The following is a 16,206-nucleotide window of genomic DNA, read 5'->3' as shown; positions in this document are numbered from 1 at the left end:
CACCGGGTCGAGCACCCAGGGCGTGCCGGCCTCGGCCGCGGCCCGCGCCGCCTCGGGCATGGCGGCGCGCTGTTCGGCGCGCGGGGTGCCCAGGTTGACCAGCACGCCGGAGGCGACGCGGGCGAAGGGCCCCGCCTCGTCCGGGATGTCGACCATGGCGGGCGCGGCGCCCACCGCGAGCAGGACGTTGGCGGTGAACCCGGTCACCACCGCGTTGGTCAGGCACTGCACCAGCGGTGCTTCGCTCTGTACGCGCCCGAGCGCCCGCGCCGCGAAGGCGACGAGGTCGTCGGGGCATCCGGGGGACGTCTGAGGCATGGGGTGACTCCAAGTACAGGAGGTGCGAGGTGCGAGGGCTCGTACGGCAGGTCAGGCGCGTATCCGCAGCCGCAGCGGCGCGTACACGGCGGCGGCCACGAGGAACGCCACGTAGTACGAGACGTCCGCGCCGTGCAGGGCTTCCGCCACCGGCCCCACGTACAGGCTGGTGTCCATGAACGGGACCGCCGCGGCGAAGGCCGCCGCGAAGGCCAGCAGGGCGGGCCAGGCGGGCTGACGTCGCTCCCGCTCGGCGGCGAGATCGATCGGTGCGCCGGCCCGCGCCCTGGCCCGCGCGCGCCAGTCGACGAGGACGATCGCCACGAAGCCAGGGATCCAGTACCCGACGAACAGCAGCACATTCTGGAACCGCGCGGTGGTGTCGGCGGCGTGCATCCACAGGACGAGCGGGAAGCCGAGCGCGGCGGCGAGGGCGGCGGCCAGCGGGCGCGGTATGCGCACGCCGATGGTCTGCAGGGCGAGCGAGCCGCTGTAGTCGTTCATGGCGTTGCTGCACAGTGCGGCCAGTGCCACCGCGAGCAGCCCGAATCCGCCGACCGCTCCCCCTCCGAGGATCTTGTAGACCCCGGCCGCCGTCTGGTCGGTGAGCACGGAGGCGCCCCACAGCCCGAGCGCCTGGACGGCCACGAACGACACCAGCAGGCCGAGCAGCGTGTACCAGAACATGCGGGTACGGGAGGTGGTGGCGGGCAGGTAGCGGCTGAAGTCGCTGGCGTACGGCGCCCAGGACAGGCTGAGGCTGAGTGCGATGGTGCTGGTCAGGACGAACGCGCCGAGGCGGTCGGCGCCGTGCACGGAGCCGTGGGCGGCGGGGTGCACACCGTCGAGCAGCCGCCAGGCGATCAGCGCGAACGCGGCGCCGAGCACGAAGGTCATGACGATCTGCAACCGGTGGATGGCCTCGTAGCCGAAGACACCGAGCAGCCCCTGGGCGAGCAGCATGACGAGGACGCCGACCCAGAACGGCCAGCCGAACAGCCGGGCCAGCGCGTCACCGCCGAACAGGCCGATCAGCGCGTCCCAGGCGATGGACGACAGCCACTGCAACACGCCAGGCAGCACGACTCCGCGCCCGAACGCGAGCCCGGCCAGCGGCAGTTGCCCCGCCCCGGTCCTGCTCCCCCACGTCCCCAGGTAGGCGGTCGGCACAGCGCCGACGAGGGTGCCGAGGACGACGGCGGCGAGCGCGGTGGTGAAGTCGAGTCCGAGCGCGATGCCGACGGTGCCGGTGAAGACACCGGTCATCGTCAGGTTCGGGGCGAACCACACGGTGAACAGGCGCCCGGCCCCGCCGTAGCGGTTGCCCTCGGGGACCGGCTCGATGCCGTGCCCCTCGATGCCGAGGTCGCCGGGTGCCGCGGGCATCCGCCCGTCGAAGGCGCCGCCCTCGCGGTCGGCAGGCAGGTCACTGGAAACATGCGCCACAGGCATGAGACATCCCTCCGCCAGTACGAACTGGTTCAGGTTCGACGGGTGTGTTCTCAGCCCTTGGGTGGGGCACCCCGTGTCCGGTTACGGCGGCAAGGGTAACGCGGCGGCCTTGGGTGGCGCGCGGGTGGGTTCCGGTTCCGCCGCACCGCCCTCTACCTTGCCGGGCACCAGGTCCGCAATGCGGACCCGAGGTCGCAGGTGGCCGACTTCCGTCGGGTTTACGGCGCCGCGACGCCCGCTGCCCGCACGGGCCAGGGCCGACGTCCGCTCGGACGCCTCGTGAAATCCGGCCGAGTTCCGTCGATCCCCCGCAAACACCGCGCGGACTTGATCATCGCATCGAGCGAATGTCGCCGACTTCCCTGGGTCCGGCGGGCGATGCGGACCTTACGGTGATGCTGGATCTGGACGCATTACCTCCGAATTGTTCACCTTTCCTTCTTCTGTCCCGTCGCAACGGGCATGCGCGCTTTCGCCCGACCAAGGAGAGCTCACCCGATGACAGTCGACTCGACCACCCCGGACACCGCGACGGCCCTGCTCAAGCAGACCAGTCTCGGCACGGCGGCCGCCCGCAATCTCGCCACCACCACCAAGTCCGCCCCGCAGATGCAGGAGATCACCTCGCGGTGGCTGCTGCGCATGCTGCCCTGGGTGGAGACCAAGGGCGGCGTCTACCGGGTGAACCGCCGCCTGACCTACACCGTCGGCGACGGGACCATCGAGTTCATCCAGGACGGCTCCGACGTCCGGGTGATCCCCCGCGAACTCGGGGAACTGGCGCTGCTGCGCGGCTTCGACGACGTCGACGTGCTGACCGCCATCGCCGACCGGTGCGAGCAGCGCGACTTCCGGGCCGGCGAGACGCTGGTCGAGCGCGGGGCGCCCGCGGACCGGCTGCACTTGATCGCCCATGGCCGTGTCAGCCAGTTCTCCGAGGGCGGCTACGGCGACGAGGTGGCACTCGACGTGCTCGCCGACGGCGACCGCTTCGGGGACCACGCACTCCTTGACGATGACGCCCGCTGGGAGCAGACCGCGGTCGCCGAGACGGCGGGCACCCTGCTCACCCTCTCGCGCTCCGACTTCGCGGCCGTACTGTCCGCCGCGCCGCCCCTCCAGGCGCACATCGAAGAGTTCAAGTCGCTCGCGGGCCGGGGCCAGAACCACCGCGGCGAGGCGGAGATCCCGATGTCGGCGGGGCACGTGGGCGAGCACGAGCTGCCCGGCGCGTTCGTCGACTACGAGGCGAGGCCGCGGGAGTACGAGCTCTCGGCCGCGCAGACGATCCTGCGGGTCCACACCAGGGTCGCCGACCTCTACAACGAGCCGATGAACCAGACCAAGGAGCAACTGAGGCTCACCGTCGAGGCGTTGCGCGAGCGCCAGGAGCACGAGCTGGTCAACAACCGGGAGTTCGGCCTGCTCCACAACGCCGACTTCAAGCAGCGCCTCCAGCCGCACTCGGGACCGCCCACGCCGGACGACCTGGACGAGCTGCTCTGTCGCCGCCGCGGCTCGAAGTTCTTCCTGGCCCACCCCCGCACCATCGCGGCGATGGGACGCGAGTTCAACGCGCGCGGGCTGTATCCGGACCACGTCGACCTCGGCGGCCAGCAGGTCCCGGCCTGGCGCGGGGTGCCGATCCTGCCCTGCAACAAGATCCCGGTCACCAAGGAACGCACCAGCTCGATCCTCTGCATGCGTACCGGCGAGGACAACCAGGGTGTCATCGGCCTGCACCAGACCGGGCTGCCGGACGAGTACGAGCCGGGGCTCTCGGTCCGGTTCATGGGCGTCGACGAGCAGGCCATCACCAAGTACCTCGTCAGCACCTACTACTCCGCCGCGATCCTCGTGCCGGACGCGGTCGGTGTGCTGGAGAACGTGCAGATCGGCCGCTGGCCCAGCAGGTAGCGGGTCAGGACCGCCGCCGCCCACCCCACCAAGGAGCCCTCAAGGAGACATGGATGCCCCCGCCTGAGCCGACACCTCCGCAGTCGAGCCTGCCGGAAGCGGCCTCCCGCTTCGGGGCGCAGGTCCTGGCCGACGCCGCGGCCCGCGCCCGTGACATCGGCGCCGTCACGGGCGGCCCGCCGCGTGTGCCATCGCCGGCGGTCGAAGTCCCCTCCACGAGCGCCGACTTGGGGCGGTTGCTGCGCGGGCCCAGCGGCCTCGGCACGGCGGGCCTGCGGCTGACTCCGCGGGAGGAGCCGGCGACAGGTGCCACCGAGAAGGGCCGACCCGTTCCCGGCCTGTACCACCACCCGGCGCCCGACCCCGATCCCGTACGGGTCGCGGAGGTCAGCCGCCGGATCAAGTCCTGGGCGATGGACGAGGTCGACCTGTATCCGGACGACTGGGAGGAGCAGTTCGACGGATTCTCCGTGGGCAGCTACATGGTCGGCTGCCACCCCGACGCACCCACCGTCGACCACGTCATGATCGCCACCCGGCTGATGATGGCGGAGAACGCGCTGGACGACTGCTACTGCGAGGACCACGGGGGCTCGCCCGTCGGCCTCGGCTCACGACTCCTGCTCGCACACACCACCCTCGACCCGCTGTACACGACGCGGGAGTACCAGCCGCAGTGGGCCGAGTCGCTGTACGCGGACGCGCCCCGGCGCGCGTACCGCTCCGCCATGGAGTACTTCGTCCAGGCGAGCAGCGCCTCCCAGGCCGACCGCTACCGGCACGACATGGCCCGCCTGCACATGGGCTACCTCGCCGAGGCGGCCTGGTCCGAGCACGACCACGTACCGGAGGTGTGGGAGTACCTGGCGATGCGCCAGTTCAACAACTTCCGCCCCTGCCCGACCATCACCGACACCGTCGGCGGCTACGAACTGCCGGCGGACCTGCACGCCCTGCCGGACATGCAGAAGGTCATCGCGCTCGCGGGGAACGCGACGACCATCGTCAACGACCTGTACTCGTACACGAAGGAACTCGACGCTCCCGGGCGGCACTTGAACCTGCCGGTCGTGATCGCGGAACGCGAGGACCTGTCCGACAAGGAGGCCTACCTCAAGTCGGTCGAGGTCCACAACGAACTCATGCACGCCTTCGAGACAGAGGCCGCGGCCCTGGCCGCCGCCTGCCCGCTCCCGAACGTCCAGCGCTTCCTGCGGGGCGTCGCGGCGTGGGTCGACGGCAACCACCAGTGGCACCAGAACAACACCTACCGCTACAGCCTGCCCGACTTCTGGTAAGAGATAGGACTCATCAGTGACCAGCACCGAACTCACCGCCACGGCCCCCAGCACCTCCCCGTACATCCCCGAGCCGGCGACCCCCTACCAGGAGGACATCGCCCGCTACTGGGACGGCGAGGCCCGGCCGGTCAATCTGCGGCTCGGCGATGTCGACGGTCTGTACCACCACCACTACGGCATCGGCGCGGTCGACCACTCCGCGCTCGGTGACGGAGCGGGTGAAGCGAGCGAGCAGAAGCTGATCGCCGAGCTGCACCGCCTTGAGTCGGCGCAGGCCTCGTACCTGCTCGGGAACCTCGGCGACATCGGACGCGACGACACCCTGGTGGACGCCGGCTGCGGCCGCGGCGGCTCGATGGTGATGGCGCACCGGCGCTTCGGGAGCAGGGTCGAGGGGGTCACACTCTCGGCAAAGCAGGCCGACTTCGCCAACGGGCGGGCCGCGGAACTCGGCATCCAGGACCACGTCAGGGCACGTGTCTGCAACATGCTGGACACCCCGTTCGAGACCGGGCAGATCTCGGCGTCGTGGAACAACGAGTCGACCATGTACGTCGACCTGCACGACCTGTTCGCCGAGCACTCCCGCATCCTGGAGGTCGGTGGCCGCTATGTCACCATCACCGGCTGCTGGAACCCGCGGTACGGCCAGCCCTCGAAGTGGGTGTCTCAGATCAACGCACACTTCGAGTGCAACATCCACTCGCGCCGGGAGTACCTGCGCGCGATGGCCGACAACCGCCTCGTGCCGCAGACCGTCATCGACCTCACGCCCGACACCCTCCCGTACTGGGAGCTGCGGGCCACGTCGTCGCTGGTCACGGGCATCGAGGACGCGTTCATCAACTCGTACAGGGACGGCTCGTTCCAGTACCTGCTGATCGCGGCGGACCGCGTCTGACCGTCCGCTGAACGTCTGTTGACCACCGGGGAGGGGCCGTTCCTGAACGGCCCCTCCCCCTTCGGTGTCGCCCGGCGTTCGTGCCTGTGCCATCATCCGTCGACGGCGGCCTGCCCTGGGGAGGGACCGGCCGCCACGGCAAACCGCACGGCACAAGGGGAGTTCACGGGTGAATTCGGGTGGGGATCACGGCAGTTCGTCGCTGTCGGACGAGGATTGGGAGCGCTTCCTCCAGGAGTCCGAGGACGGTGTGCGGGACGCGCCGAAGGAGCCGTCCGCGCGCGCCCGCATGGTGACGCGCCGCTTGCGGGAGGAGGACGCACGGCCCGAGCCATGGCGTTCGCACCAGCCGCCCCGGCCGCGCCGCCGCACGGGCTGGTACGCGCTCGGTCTGGTGGCGGCACTGGCCGTGGTGGTCGTGGCACTCGCCCCGGGGCGGGTGCCGGACTGGTTCACAGGCGACTCCGGCGCGGCGACACCACTCGCCGCGGAGACCGCCCGCCCCACGGCGCCGCCGCCGGGTGAGGCGGCCGCGCGCCCCACGCTGGACGAGCCGTTCAGAGGCTCCCCCGCAGCGCGCTGGGCCTCCGGGACGGCCGGGATCACGCTGCCCGCGGCCCGGGCCACCGGCTGGATGAGCAGGACACAGGTCGCTCGGGCCCTCGAACGGTCCCGGGACTTCCTCGCCGCGTCCAGCCTGGACCCCGGAGTGCTGCGCGGCGAACACCCCTCCGAGGCCATCGCCCTCATCAACCCCCACCAGCCGAAGGAACGCTCCTTCCTGGACCGGTCCCTGAGCAGGCCGAGCGAGAAGTACAACCCGCTCGTGCTGTTCAGCCGCTTCGACACATTGAAGGCGGAGCTGGTCGGCGACGTGGTCAAGACCCGCGGCCGGGTCACGTACGGCGAGGGCGACAAGGGCGCGCTGAGAGTCACCACCGACGTCACGTACGTGTACCCGGTCATGAGCCCGGAGGCGGGCGACGACCGTGTCACGCGCGTCATCGTCCGCCGCGAAGTGGTGATGAACTGGCCCGACCCGGCACGGGTGATCACCGAGCCGGGCACCTTCTCGGTCGTCTCGAACCGCGTGGACACCACCAACGCCGGCTGCGACACCTACACCGGCTACCTCACCCCGTCCTTCGCCGCCGACCTCGGCTCCGGCGACGGCGCCGTGGTCGATCCGTACGACCGGAGCACCGCGATGGACGAGCGGGCGGAAGCCGCCGGGGACGAGAGGTGCGGGACCGCTACGCGGTCGTGAACCGGGGCACGCGACACCGGCGACGCCGGGCCCGATTTCCCGAAGGGGACCGTACAAGAGGGCACTTGGGCAGGGAAAACGCAACGTCGACATCGCTCGCCCGGGCAGCTACCTTCATCCAGTCCTCGGTGGTCGGTCACGCCCCACGAACGGGAGAGACGCATGCCCCAGCTTGCTCTGTACACATTTGGCGTCCTGAAGTCACCCCTCGCCGACCCCACGCCACTCACGCGCGAGTTCTACGACATCGGTGGGGCCGTCTACGGGAAGCTCAGCCAGGCCCCCGGGTACCTCGCGCACGCCGAAGCGGCAGGCGGTGACCGGGGCTCGCTCTTCGAGGCGGACTGGGGCGCCTGGGGAGAGTTCGCCGTACCGACGTGGTACGACAAGGGCAGAACGCCGGAAACCACCGCCCTGGCGGCGACCCTCTCCCTCTGGACCGACCTGCGCCTCGCCGTCGACGCCATCTACACCGGTCTGCACCGTGAGGCACTGAACAGGCGTTACGACTGGTTCGAGAGAACAGGGCACGCGAATTACGTGTTCTGGTGGGTCTCCGACGACGAGACACCCGCCTGGCGGGACGGGGTCTCCAGACTGGAACACCTCAACGACCACGGCCCCGCGCCGCACGCCTTCACCTTCCCCGACTCCTTCGCACCGGACGGAACTCCGGCCCGAACAAGGTCAAAACGGCATACGGGTTGAAGGAACGGTGAAGGGCCAATCATCCTGGCGCCATGAGTCTCGCCTCAGCCTCGTTCAACGCGCCTGCGATGGGCGACTACGCCTACGACTGGGCGTTGGTCGACGTGGAAACCTCGGGGTTGACTGCCCGGCGGGACCGGGTCCTGTCGATCGCGGTGGTGACGATCGGTCAGGACGGCGAGCAGACCGGGGAGTTCTCGACGCTGCTCAATCCTGGCTGCGACCCGGGGCCCGTGAACATCCACGGGCTGACCGCCGAGCGGCTGCGGGGTGCGCCGACCTTCGACCAGGTCGCCGGCCGGATCGCGGCGATGCTCCAGAACCGGGTCCTGGTCGCCCACAACGCCCAGTTCGACTACGACTTCCTGGCCCACGAGTTCGCCCGCGCCCGGATGTGGCTGCCGGTGACGCAGCGGCTGTGCACCCTTGCTCTGAACCGTCAGGTGGATCCGCCGACCACCGACATGAAGCTGGGCACCCTCGCCGCCCATTACGGCGTACCGCAGGTGCGGGCGCACGACGCGCTGGACGACACCCGGGTGCTGGCCGGGATCCTGCGGGCGTCGCTGCTGGAGGCGGCGCGCCTCGGTCTGCCGTTGCCCCTTGTGGCTTGCCCGCCGCGGGCGGAGTCCCGGTTCACGCCGCGACCGCCCAAGACGCCCTGCGCGTACCGGAACCCGGGGCGGCTGGCTCCCGGTGGTCCGCTCCAGCAGGGGATGAAGGTCGCGATCACCGGTGAGACCGCCCACGCCCGGGCGGAGTTGGTCGGTCGGGCGGTTGCCGTCGGGCTGAACATGGTGACCTCCGTGAGCCGTTACACCAGCGTGCTGGTCACCAACGAGCCGGCGTCCGGTTCGGCGAAGGCCCGCCGTGCGGCCGCCGAGGACGTGCCCGTCATCGATGAACACACCTTCCTGCGGCTGCTGGCCGACGTGCGAACCGGCACGGCGCACGGGACGACGGCCGAGCCTGCCGTCATCACTCCGGTGGTGACACCGGCGACGGACGCGCCCGTCCCCGCTCCCCGCCAACCGGGCGACTCGGCCGACACGGCCGACACCTCGGACACCTCGGACAGGCCGCTGACGGGCCATCGGGTACTGGCGCTCGGCGGTACCCATGCCGGCGCTGCCGCGGCCCGGACCCGCGTCGTCGAACTGGGTGGCTCCGCGGCCGTCAACCTGTCGGCCAGCGTCACCGACGTCATCCTTCTCACTTGGGGCGAGACGGACCGCCGCATGAACCGCATCACCGCCCTCGAACTGCCCCTGCACGACGAACAGTGGCTCACCGCACCGACATTCAACGACCGGAGCGCGGCGGCCTTCCGATCACAAGGGCCGCAGGGGCCACAGGTGATGCCGAGGGGCGGTGTCATCGACCTGCCCATGCCGCAGCGCGGCACACCCGCGCCCGAGTGGTACGTCACGGGCAGTTGGGCTCCGCAGGCCGACTGCGAGATCGACGTCGTCGCGTTCCTCCTGGACGAGGACGAACAGGTCTCCTTCGACGAGGAGTTCATCTTCTACGGCGCCCCGGAGAGCCCCACCGGCGCCGTGCGGCTCCTCACCGGCGGCCCTGCCGAACAGACCATCGCCGTCGACCTCGCCTCTCTGCCGCCCGCGACCCACAAGGTCGTCCTCGCCGCGGCCATCGACGGTTCCGCCACCTTCGGGACGGTCGGCGCGATCCAGATCGGTGCGGCCGCGGGGAGCAGCGGGTCCCCCGTCGCCCGGGCGACCCTGGACGCCGCCACAACCGAACGCACCATGCTGCTCGCGGAGATCTACCGCAGAGGACCGCTCTGGCGGCTGCGCGCCGTCGGCCAGGGGTACGACCACGGCCTCGACGCCCTCGCGCGCGGATACGGTGTCGACATCGCCGACTGAGCGAACGGGCCGGAGCCGAACTCGCAGTCCGTCAGACGGACTCCGGGCGCGACACGTGCTCGGCGTCGAGGATGAACGCCGCGTCGTCGTTCTCCTGTGGCAGGCCGAGGGCGGCCCGGGCGGCGAGCTCGCCGAAGGCCGGCGCGTTCTTGAAGCCCTTGCCGGAGAACCCGGCGCAGACGAAGACCGAGGGCATGTGCGGGTGTTCGCGCAGGAACTCGATGCGTGAGTGCGTGTAGGCCTCGAAGTAGGCCTGGGCGCGCATCGGGTAGTCGTCCAGCAGCGGGAAGAGGTCACGCGCGACGGCGCGGACGGGTTCGAGGTCCTCGTCGGTGATGCGCAGGGGCGCGGTGTCCGGTGACTCGATGGGCAGGTGGTCGCGGAATCCGACACCGAGCTTCATGGCCAGGCCGTCCGCGGTCGGCAGCCCGTAGGAGTAGTCGGGTTCCGTACGCAGGTAGGGGAGCATTCCGTCGAGCGTGCTGCCGGCCCTGGGCAGGTACCACGACGAGATGAGGCGCCGCGTCGCGAGGTACGGGGCCATGTCCGGCAGGAGGGTGGCGGTCCACGCGCCCGCCGCGACGACGACCCGGTCGTAGCGCTCCGTACCGCTGTCGGTCACGATGTCGACCTGGCTGCCGACCTGGTCGATGGCCGTGACACGGCACTCGCGCAGGATCCTTGCGCCGCGTGCGACGGCCGCGTCCGCGGCGGTACGCACCGTGCGTTCGGGGAAGATGATGCCCGCGCCCTTGTCGAGGATGGCTACCTCGTCCTCGTGCAGCCGGAACTGCGGGAACCGCTGCTGTGCTTCCTCGCGGCTGAGGACCTCGGCACGACTGCCGAGCGCGGCGGCGCTTTCGAGCGCGGTGCGGGTCGCGGGGCTTGCGGTGCTGCCGATGGCGAGAGCGCCGGTCAGGTTGCGCAGCGTGCGCCCGGATTCCTGTTCCAGCTCACGCCAGATGAGGTCCGACCGGCCGGTGACGGGCAGGTACTCCAGGTGTTCCACGTCGATGTGGCGGAACAGCCTGGTCTCGCCGCCGGCGGCTCCACGCGAGTGTCCCGGGCTGAAGAGTTCGTAGCCGGTCACGTCGGCGCCGTGCCTGGCGAGTTGCCAGAGCGTCTGCGCTCCGATGGTTCCCGTTCCGATCACGGCGATGCGAGGAGTGGTCATGCGGGTCAGACCTCGATTCCGGCGTACAGACCACGGTGGACGGGCCTGCGAAACGCGTACAGGGACAGGCCCGCAGCGACTGCTCCGAGCGCGAGGGTCAGGAAGTAGGTGTTGTTCGAGACCGCGGTGAAGAACTGCCCCAGCAGGCCCGAGAGAGAGGAACCGAGAGCCAGCGTGAGGAAGTTGATGGCGACCATCTGCGCGGTGAAGGCCTTCGGCGCGATCTGCGTGGCCAGGGAGAGGCCGATGGGCCCGACGAAGATCTCGGAACTGCCCATCACGAACATGAAGACGACGATGTAGGCGAACGGGATCGTGGTGCCGTCGAACAGCGCGGAGATCACCAGGATGAACGCGAAGCCCAGTCCTATCTGCACGAGACCGATGGCGAACTTGGTACCGGCCTTCGGCTGGCGTGGCCCCATCCTCTTCCAGATGGCGGCGCCGACCGGGAGCATGGCCACGCCGGACGCGGACGAGATCATGGTGATCCAGCCGACGGGGAACGACCAGTCGCCGATGTCGAGGTCCACACGGCTCTTGACCAGGAGCGAGATGGCGGTGAACTTCGCGAAGAGCAGCCCGAAGTACAGCGATGCGCCGAGAAACAGGGGAATGTAGGAGCTCACGCGGCGGCGCTCGGAGGAGGTCACGTTCCCTGAGCGCAGGATGAGCGTGAAGTAGACGGCGGCGGTGAGGAGCGTTCCGACCGTGACGATCATGGAGAGCCGCTCGGCCTTGAGGAGGCCGGACAGGGCCGCCAGGGAGATGACCACGATCGCGGCGAGAGCGATGCAGAGGGCCTTGCGCAGTGCCGCCGCCGGCAGCGGGTTGATGACCTCACGGGCACGAGACGGCAGGGACCCCGCGGAACGGACGTACTGAACGAGGGCGATGATCATTCCGACCGCGGCGAGCCCGAAGCCTATGTGGAAGCCCCACTGGTTCTGGGCGAAGCCCGTGGTCAGCGGGCCGAGCACGGCTCCCGTATTGATCGCCATGTAGAAGTACGAGAAACCGGCGTCCTTCTTGGCCGCGCTCTCGCTCGCGAGGATGAAGCCCACGATGGAGGTGATGTTGGTCTTCAACGCGCCCGTGCCGAGGACGATCAGGACGAGACCTGTAGCCAGTCCGAGGAGTCCGGGCGTGACGGCGAGCACGATGTGGCCCAGGGCGATGACGATGCCGCCACCGAGGACGAGCGCATGGGGGCTGACCAGGCGCTCACCGGCCCAGGCGCCCAGCAGTTGGGCCAGATAGACGGCGCCGCCATAGGCGCCCGTGATGCCGACCGCCGCGCCGGCGGGCAGGGCGAGGCCGCCTTCGCTCAACGCGTCGAGCAGGTAGAACGCGAGGATGCTCTGCAGGCCGTAGAAGGAGAACCGTTCCCAGAGTTCCGCGAACGCCATCCCTCCGACGCCTCGGAGTTCGGATCTCGCTTTCTGAGCACGCTGCGGGGACGTAACGGACAAAACAACTCCCAGGGTGTCTCGTCAGATGATCGCGGGCCGACGCCGAGTGACACGTCGCCACGAAGTGCCGGTACCGGCACGGGAGTTCGCCCGTCCGGCCCGGGTGGCCGCAGGCGGTTGGGGGATCCGCCGGTCAGTACGTGGGGGGCGCCATGGTCCACATGACCTTGGCCGGGTGTGTACCCGTGCGTTCGATGACCTTGTGGGGGTCACCGCTGTTGTAGCTCACCGAATCGAGCGGACCGAGAGTGTAGGTGGCGGTGCCGACCCGCAATTCGACCTGCCCTTCCAGCACCACGAGGAGCTCTTCGGAAGCGCCGTGCGTGTACTGGTCCGTGCCGGTGTCACCACCGGGCTCGAAGGTGCCGAGGAGCACTTCGAGGTGGTCGAAGTGCGCCGGGGTCAGCTTGACCTTGGACGCCTTGTTGCCGAACTGCCGACTGGTGGCGTCCGCGAAGCGGAGAACCGGCTGTGCAGGTGTGCTGCTGGACGCGAAGAGATCGCCGACATTGAGCTTCAGCACACCGCAGATCTTCTGCAAGGTACTCACACTCCCGTTGGCCCGCCCCCGCTCGAGCTGCGACAGGTAACCAACCGTGATGCCGGTGGCTTCGGACACCTGTTGCAGCGTCAACTGGAGAGCCTTCCGGCGACGTCGCAGGCGATCCCCGAGCGTGACATCGGACTCTTCGGTCTCGGACATGGCGGCGACGCTACAGGAGACTTTGAGTTTTGTCTCAAAAAATTTTACTGCCAGTACATTCAACTGCGACTGACGCCGACGCCGTCAAGGCGGCCCCCTCCCGCGCGTTACGCCCGGGAAACCGGAGGTGGTCCCTCCCAGTAACAGGCGCTGCGTAGGAAGGGCACATCACCTGCGCACACCACATGTCACCACGTCGTGTGCGTATACCGCGATACGACGAGGGGCCCTGATGTCACACGAGCCGCGCGTGCCCAACCACCTTCCCAGTGCGTCCACCGGCACGTCCGACGAACTCCCCGCGGTGTACGAGGCGTTGGCGTCCCGGCTCGGGCGGCGTGGGCTGTTGCGCATCGCGGCGGGGCTCGGCGCGGCCGGTGGGATGGTGGCCGCGGGCACGCAGGTCGCCGTGGCGGCGCCCTCCCGGCCCGGCGCCGTCTCCCGCCCCGGGCGCGTTCTGCAGCCCGGCAAGGGCCCCATCCACGGTCAGCACTATCTGCGTGCCACGCCCGACACCGTCCGCTGGGGCTACGTGCCCGCCCGCGACGCCGAACCCGCGCTGCGCATACGGTCCGGCGAGACACTGACCGTGGACACCGTCTCGCACGAAGGGCTGCTCGAGGACCAGGGGCGCGACCCCGTCGCCTGGTTCGGGGAGCACGGTGTCGGCGAGGAACAGGTGTTGCGGGACGCCGTCGACCTCGCCCGCGACTACACACGTACGCCCCGCTCCTTCGACACCGACGGCCCGCACGTCGTCCTGGGCCCGGTGCATGTGACGGGCGCCGAGCCCGGTGACGTACTGAAGGTGGAGACGCTGTCGCTGCTGCCGCGCGTGCCCTACGGCGTCGTGTCGAGCCGGCACGGCAAGGGCGCCCTGGCGCGCACCCGGGACGGCGGCGCCCCCGACGGCATCACGCTCGACGAGGTCATGCCGCCCGTCGCCGCGGACGGCCGCGCATCCGCCAAGGACCCCGAACAGTACGGCAATGTCTCGGTGTTCACCCCGATCCGCAACGGCGGCGGGAGCGGTGACGGGCACGGCGTGCTGCCCCTTGAAGGGCCCGGCGAGGTCACCTTCCCGCTCAACCCGCACATGGGCCTGATGGGCACCGCGTACGCCGACGCCGCCTCGCTCACCGACCCGCTCCTGAACTCGATCCCGCCCACCCTCGGCGGTGGCAACATCGACATCCGGCACCTCGGATCCGGCTCCGCCTTCTACCTCCCCGTGCACGCCGACGGCGCCCTCTTCCACACCGGCGACCCGCACTTCGCGATGGGCAACGGCGAGGTGGCGCTGACCGCGCTCGAAGGGTCGCTGCGCACGACGTTCCGGCTCACCGTCTGCAAGCCCGGCTCCGGCGACGCCCCTTCGGTCGCGTACCACTACCCGTTCGGCGAGACCGACGAGGCGTGGCTGCCGATCGGTCTCTCCGACCCGGACGGCGCGGCCGGGGACAGGGGCCAACTCTCCGACCTGGACGTCGCGATGCGCCGCGCGGTCGTCAACGCCCTGGACTTTCTGCAGTCCGACCTCGGCATGAGCCGCCCGGTCGCGTACGCGTATCTGTCGGCGGCGGCCGACTTCGAGGTGTCCCAGGTCGTCGACCGGACCACCGGGGTGCACGCGGTCATCAGGAAGCGGGACTTCGGACAGTAGGCCACCCCTCCCCCTTCAACACCGCACAACAGCCCACCAGTTGAGGAGTTTCGTACGCATGCAGGCAGTCGATCGAAGGGGCTTCCTCGCTCTCGCGGCCGCGGCGGGCGCCGGTGCGGTGCTGCCGCTCGGCGCACGCCCGGCCACCGCAGCGCCCCTGCCCGGCCCCCAAGATCCCTCCGTGTGGCGGGAGTTCGGCACGCCGCTGGCGTCCGGAGCCAGGCGCGGCCCGCTGTCCGGGCTCGGCGTCGCCGTCAAGGACCTGTTCGCCGTCGAGGGGCACCGGGTGGGCGCGGGCAATCCCGCGTGGCTCGCCGAGAGCCGCCCACAGGGTGCTTCCGCCGCCGCGGTCGCCGCCCTACTCGCGGCGGGCGCCGACGTGGCGGGCATCGCCCGCACCGACGAGTTCGCGTACAGCCTGGCCGGTACCAACGGCCACTACGGTACGCCGCCCAACCCCGCGGCCCCCGACCGCATTTCGGGCGGCTCGACCTCCGGTCCCGCCAGCGCCGTCGCGCTCGGTCAGGCCGACATCGGCCTCGGCACCGACACCGGCGGCTCGATCCGGATCCCCTCCTCCTACCAGGGCCTGTACGGCATCCGGCCGAGCCATGGCGCGGTGTCCACCGCGGGCCTGCTGCCGCTCGCGCCGTCCTTCGACACGGTCGGCTGGATCGCCCGCGACGCGGACACGCTGCGCGCCGCGGGCCGGGTCCTGCTCCCCCGCGCCGAGGGGTCCGCACCCTCGGAAGCGGTGCTCGCCCAGGAGATCGTCGACGTCGCCTCGCCGGAGGTCGCCGCCTCGGTGCGGCGGGCGGTGGCCAGTTGGCGCGGCGCCGCGGATCTGCCGCGGCTGCGAACCGTACGGTTCGACGCGGGTGTGCTGCCCGGGTGGGTGCGCGCCTTCCAGACCAAGCAGGGCGTGGAGGCCTGGCGCCAGTGGGGCCCATGGGTGTCCCGCCACTGGGACTCGCTCAACCCCGATGTCCGGGCGCGCTTCGAGACCGCGTCCGCCTACACCTCCGCCGATCTGGCCGCCGCCGAGCGCGTGCTGCGCGAGGCCCGGACCCGCGTCGACGACCTCCTCGGCGACCGGATCCTCCTCCTGCCGTCCGCGTCCTCCGTGGCCCCCACCCGGGAAGAGGCCTCCCTCGGCGGCCCCGCCATCGAGGAGACCAGGGCCCAGACCTTCCAACTCACCTGCCTGGCAGGCCTGACGGGCCGCTGCGCGGTCAGCATCCCGGTCCACAGCCGCACCGCTCCGGTGGGCCTGTGCCTCGTGGGCCCGCGGGGCCGCGACCGGCATCTGCTGGATCTGGCGGTACGGGTGGCGGAGGCGGTATCGGTATCCGTGTCAGCGTCGGCGTCGGCGTCGGCGTCGGCGTCGGCGTCGGCGTCGGGCAAGGCGCGTCGTCCCGCCGAGTGAGCGTGTCCGCGCGCC

13 protein-coding genes and 1 riboswitch are annotated in these 16,206 nt (G+C 70.5%); of the genes, 8 read left to right on the top strand and 5 right to left on the bottom strand.

All coding sequences use genetic code 11. The features are described from left to right. Both OKJ99_RS08660 and OKJ99_RS08655 read right to left on the bottom strand, forming a co-directional pair. Positions 1-318, bottom strand: a 318-nt coding sequence (locus tag OKJ99_RS08660) for a hydroxyethylthiazole kinase (protein WP_326015260.1), incomplete at its 3' end; no start/stop codon positions are given. A 51-nt stretch (positions 319-369) separates the two neighbouring features. After that, positions 370-1,770 (bottom strand): purine-cytosine permease family protein, encoded by a 1,401-nt coding sequence (locus OKJ99_RS08655; RefSeq protein WP_326015259.1) that lies wholly within the window; start codon positions 1,768-1,770, stop codon positions 370-372. Further along, a riboswitch (TPP riboswitch) is annotated at positions 1,760-1,854 on the bottom strand. It overlaps the preceding gene by 11 nt. A 414-nt stretch (positions 1,855-2,268) precedes the next feature. Here OKJ99_RS08655 and OKJ99_RS08650 point away from each other — a divergent pair. The 6 genes from OKJ99_RS08650 (at position 2,269) to OKJ99_RS08625 (ending at position 9,753) form a co-directional block, all read left to right on the top strand. Beyond that, positions 2,269-3,687 carry a family 2B encapsulin nanocompartment shell protein gene (locus OKJ99_RS08650; protein ID WP_326015257.1) on the top strand — a complete coding sequence of 473 codons (1,419 nt, stop codon included), beginning with the start codon at positions 2,269-2,271 and terminating at the stop codon, positions 3,685-3,687. A gap of 53 nt (positions 3,688-3,740) precedes the next feature. Beyond that, complete coding sequence (locus OKJ99_RS08645) at positions 3,741-4,985, top strand: family 2 encapsulin nanocompartment cargo protein terpene cyclase (RefSeq protein ID WP_326015256.1); 1,245 nt, start codon at positions 3,741-3,743, stop codon at positions 4,983-4,985. A gap of 16 nt (positions 4,986-5,001) precedes the next feature. Beyond that, positions 5,002-5,889, top strand: a complete 888-nt coding sequence (locus OKJ99_RS08640; protein ID WP_326015255.1) for a geranyl diphosphate 2-C-methyltransferase — start codon at positions 5,002-5,004, stop codon at positions 5,887-5,889. A gap of 169 nt (positions 5,890-6,058) precedes the next feature. After that, positions 6,059-7,156, top strand: a complete 1,098-nt coding sequence (locus tag OKJ99_RS08635) for a hypothetical protein (RefSeq protein ID WP_326015254.1) — start codon at positions 6,059-6,061, stop codon at positions 7,154-7,156. A gap of 162 nt (positions 7,157-7,318) precedes the next feature. Next, positions 7,319-7,864 carry a DUF3291 domain-containing protein gene (locus OKJ99_RS08630; protein WP_326015253.1) on the top strand — a complete coding sequence of 182 codons (546 nt, stop codon included), beginning with the start codon at positions 7,319-7,321 and terminating at the stop codon, positions 7,862-7,864. Between the two features lie 32 nt (positions 7,865-7,896). Further along, a complete protein-coding gene (locus OKJ99_RS08625; protein ID WP_326015251.1) occupies positions 7,897-9,753 on the top strand; it encodes a TerD family protein in 1,857 nt (618 codons plus the stop codon). A 31-nt stretch (positions 9,754-9,784) separates the two neighbouring features. Here OKJ99_RS08625 and OKJ99_RS08620 read toward each other — a convergent pair whose 3' ends face one another. The 3 genes from OKJ99_RS08620 to OKJ99_RS08610 all read right to left on the bottom strand — a co-directional run bounded on the left by OKJ99_RS08620 (position 9,785) and on the right by OKJ99_RS08610 (position 13,102). Further along, the gene (locus tag OKJ99_RS08620; protein ID WP_326015250.1) at positions 9,785-10,927 is read right to left on the bottom strand and encodes an FAD-dependent oxidoreductase; all 1,143 of its coding nucleotides are present in this window, start codon (positions 10,925-10,927) and stop codon (positions 9,785-9,787) included. 5 nt (positions 10,928-10,932) lie between these two features. Then, positions 10,933-12,336, bottom strand: coding sequence for a peptide MFS transporter (locus tag OKJ99_RS08615; RefSeq protein ID WP_326015249.1), 1,404 nt, complete (start codon positions 12,334-12,336; stop codon positions 10,933-10,935). Between the two features lie 196 nt (positions 12,337-12,532). Then, the gene (locus OKJ99_RS08610; protein ID WP_326015248.1) at positions 12,533-13,102 is read right to left on the bottom strand and encodes a helix-turn-helix domain-containing protein; all 570 of its coding nucleotides are present in this window, start codon (positions 13,100-13,102) and stop codon (positions 12,533-12,535) included. A 232-nt stretch (positions 13,103-13,334) separates the two neighbouring features. Between OKJ99_RS08610 and OKJ99_RS08605 the strand changes: the two genes are divergently transcribed. Beyond that, positions 13,335-14,765, top strand: a complete 1,431-nt coding sequence (locus OKJ99_RS08605; protein WP_326015247.1) for an acetamidase/formamidase family protein — start codon at positions 13,335-13,337, stop codon at positions 14,763-14,765. 58 nt (positions 14,766-14,823) lie between these two features. Beyond that, positions 14,824-16,191, top strand: a complete 1,368-nt coding sequence (locus tag OKJ99_RS08600) for an amidase family protein (RefSeq protein ID WP_326015246.1) — start codon at positions 14,824-14,826, stop codon at positions 16,189-16,191. Positions 16,192-16,206: the final 15 nt, after the last annotated feature.

This window comes from Streptomyces endophyticus (genome assembly GCF_035798155.1).
Lineage (GTDB): Bacteria > Actinomycetota > Actinomycetes > Streptomycetales > Streptomycetaceae > Streptomyces > Streptomyces endophyticus.
Note: the sequence above shows the minus strand (reverse complement) of the source record. Positions and strands in the feature narration are given on the sequence as shown.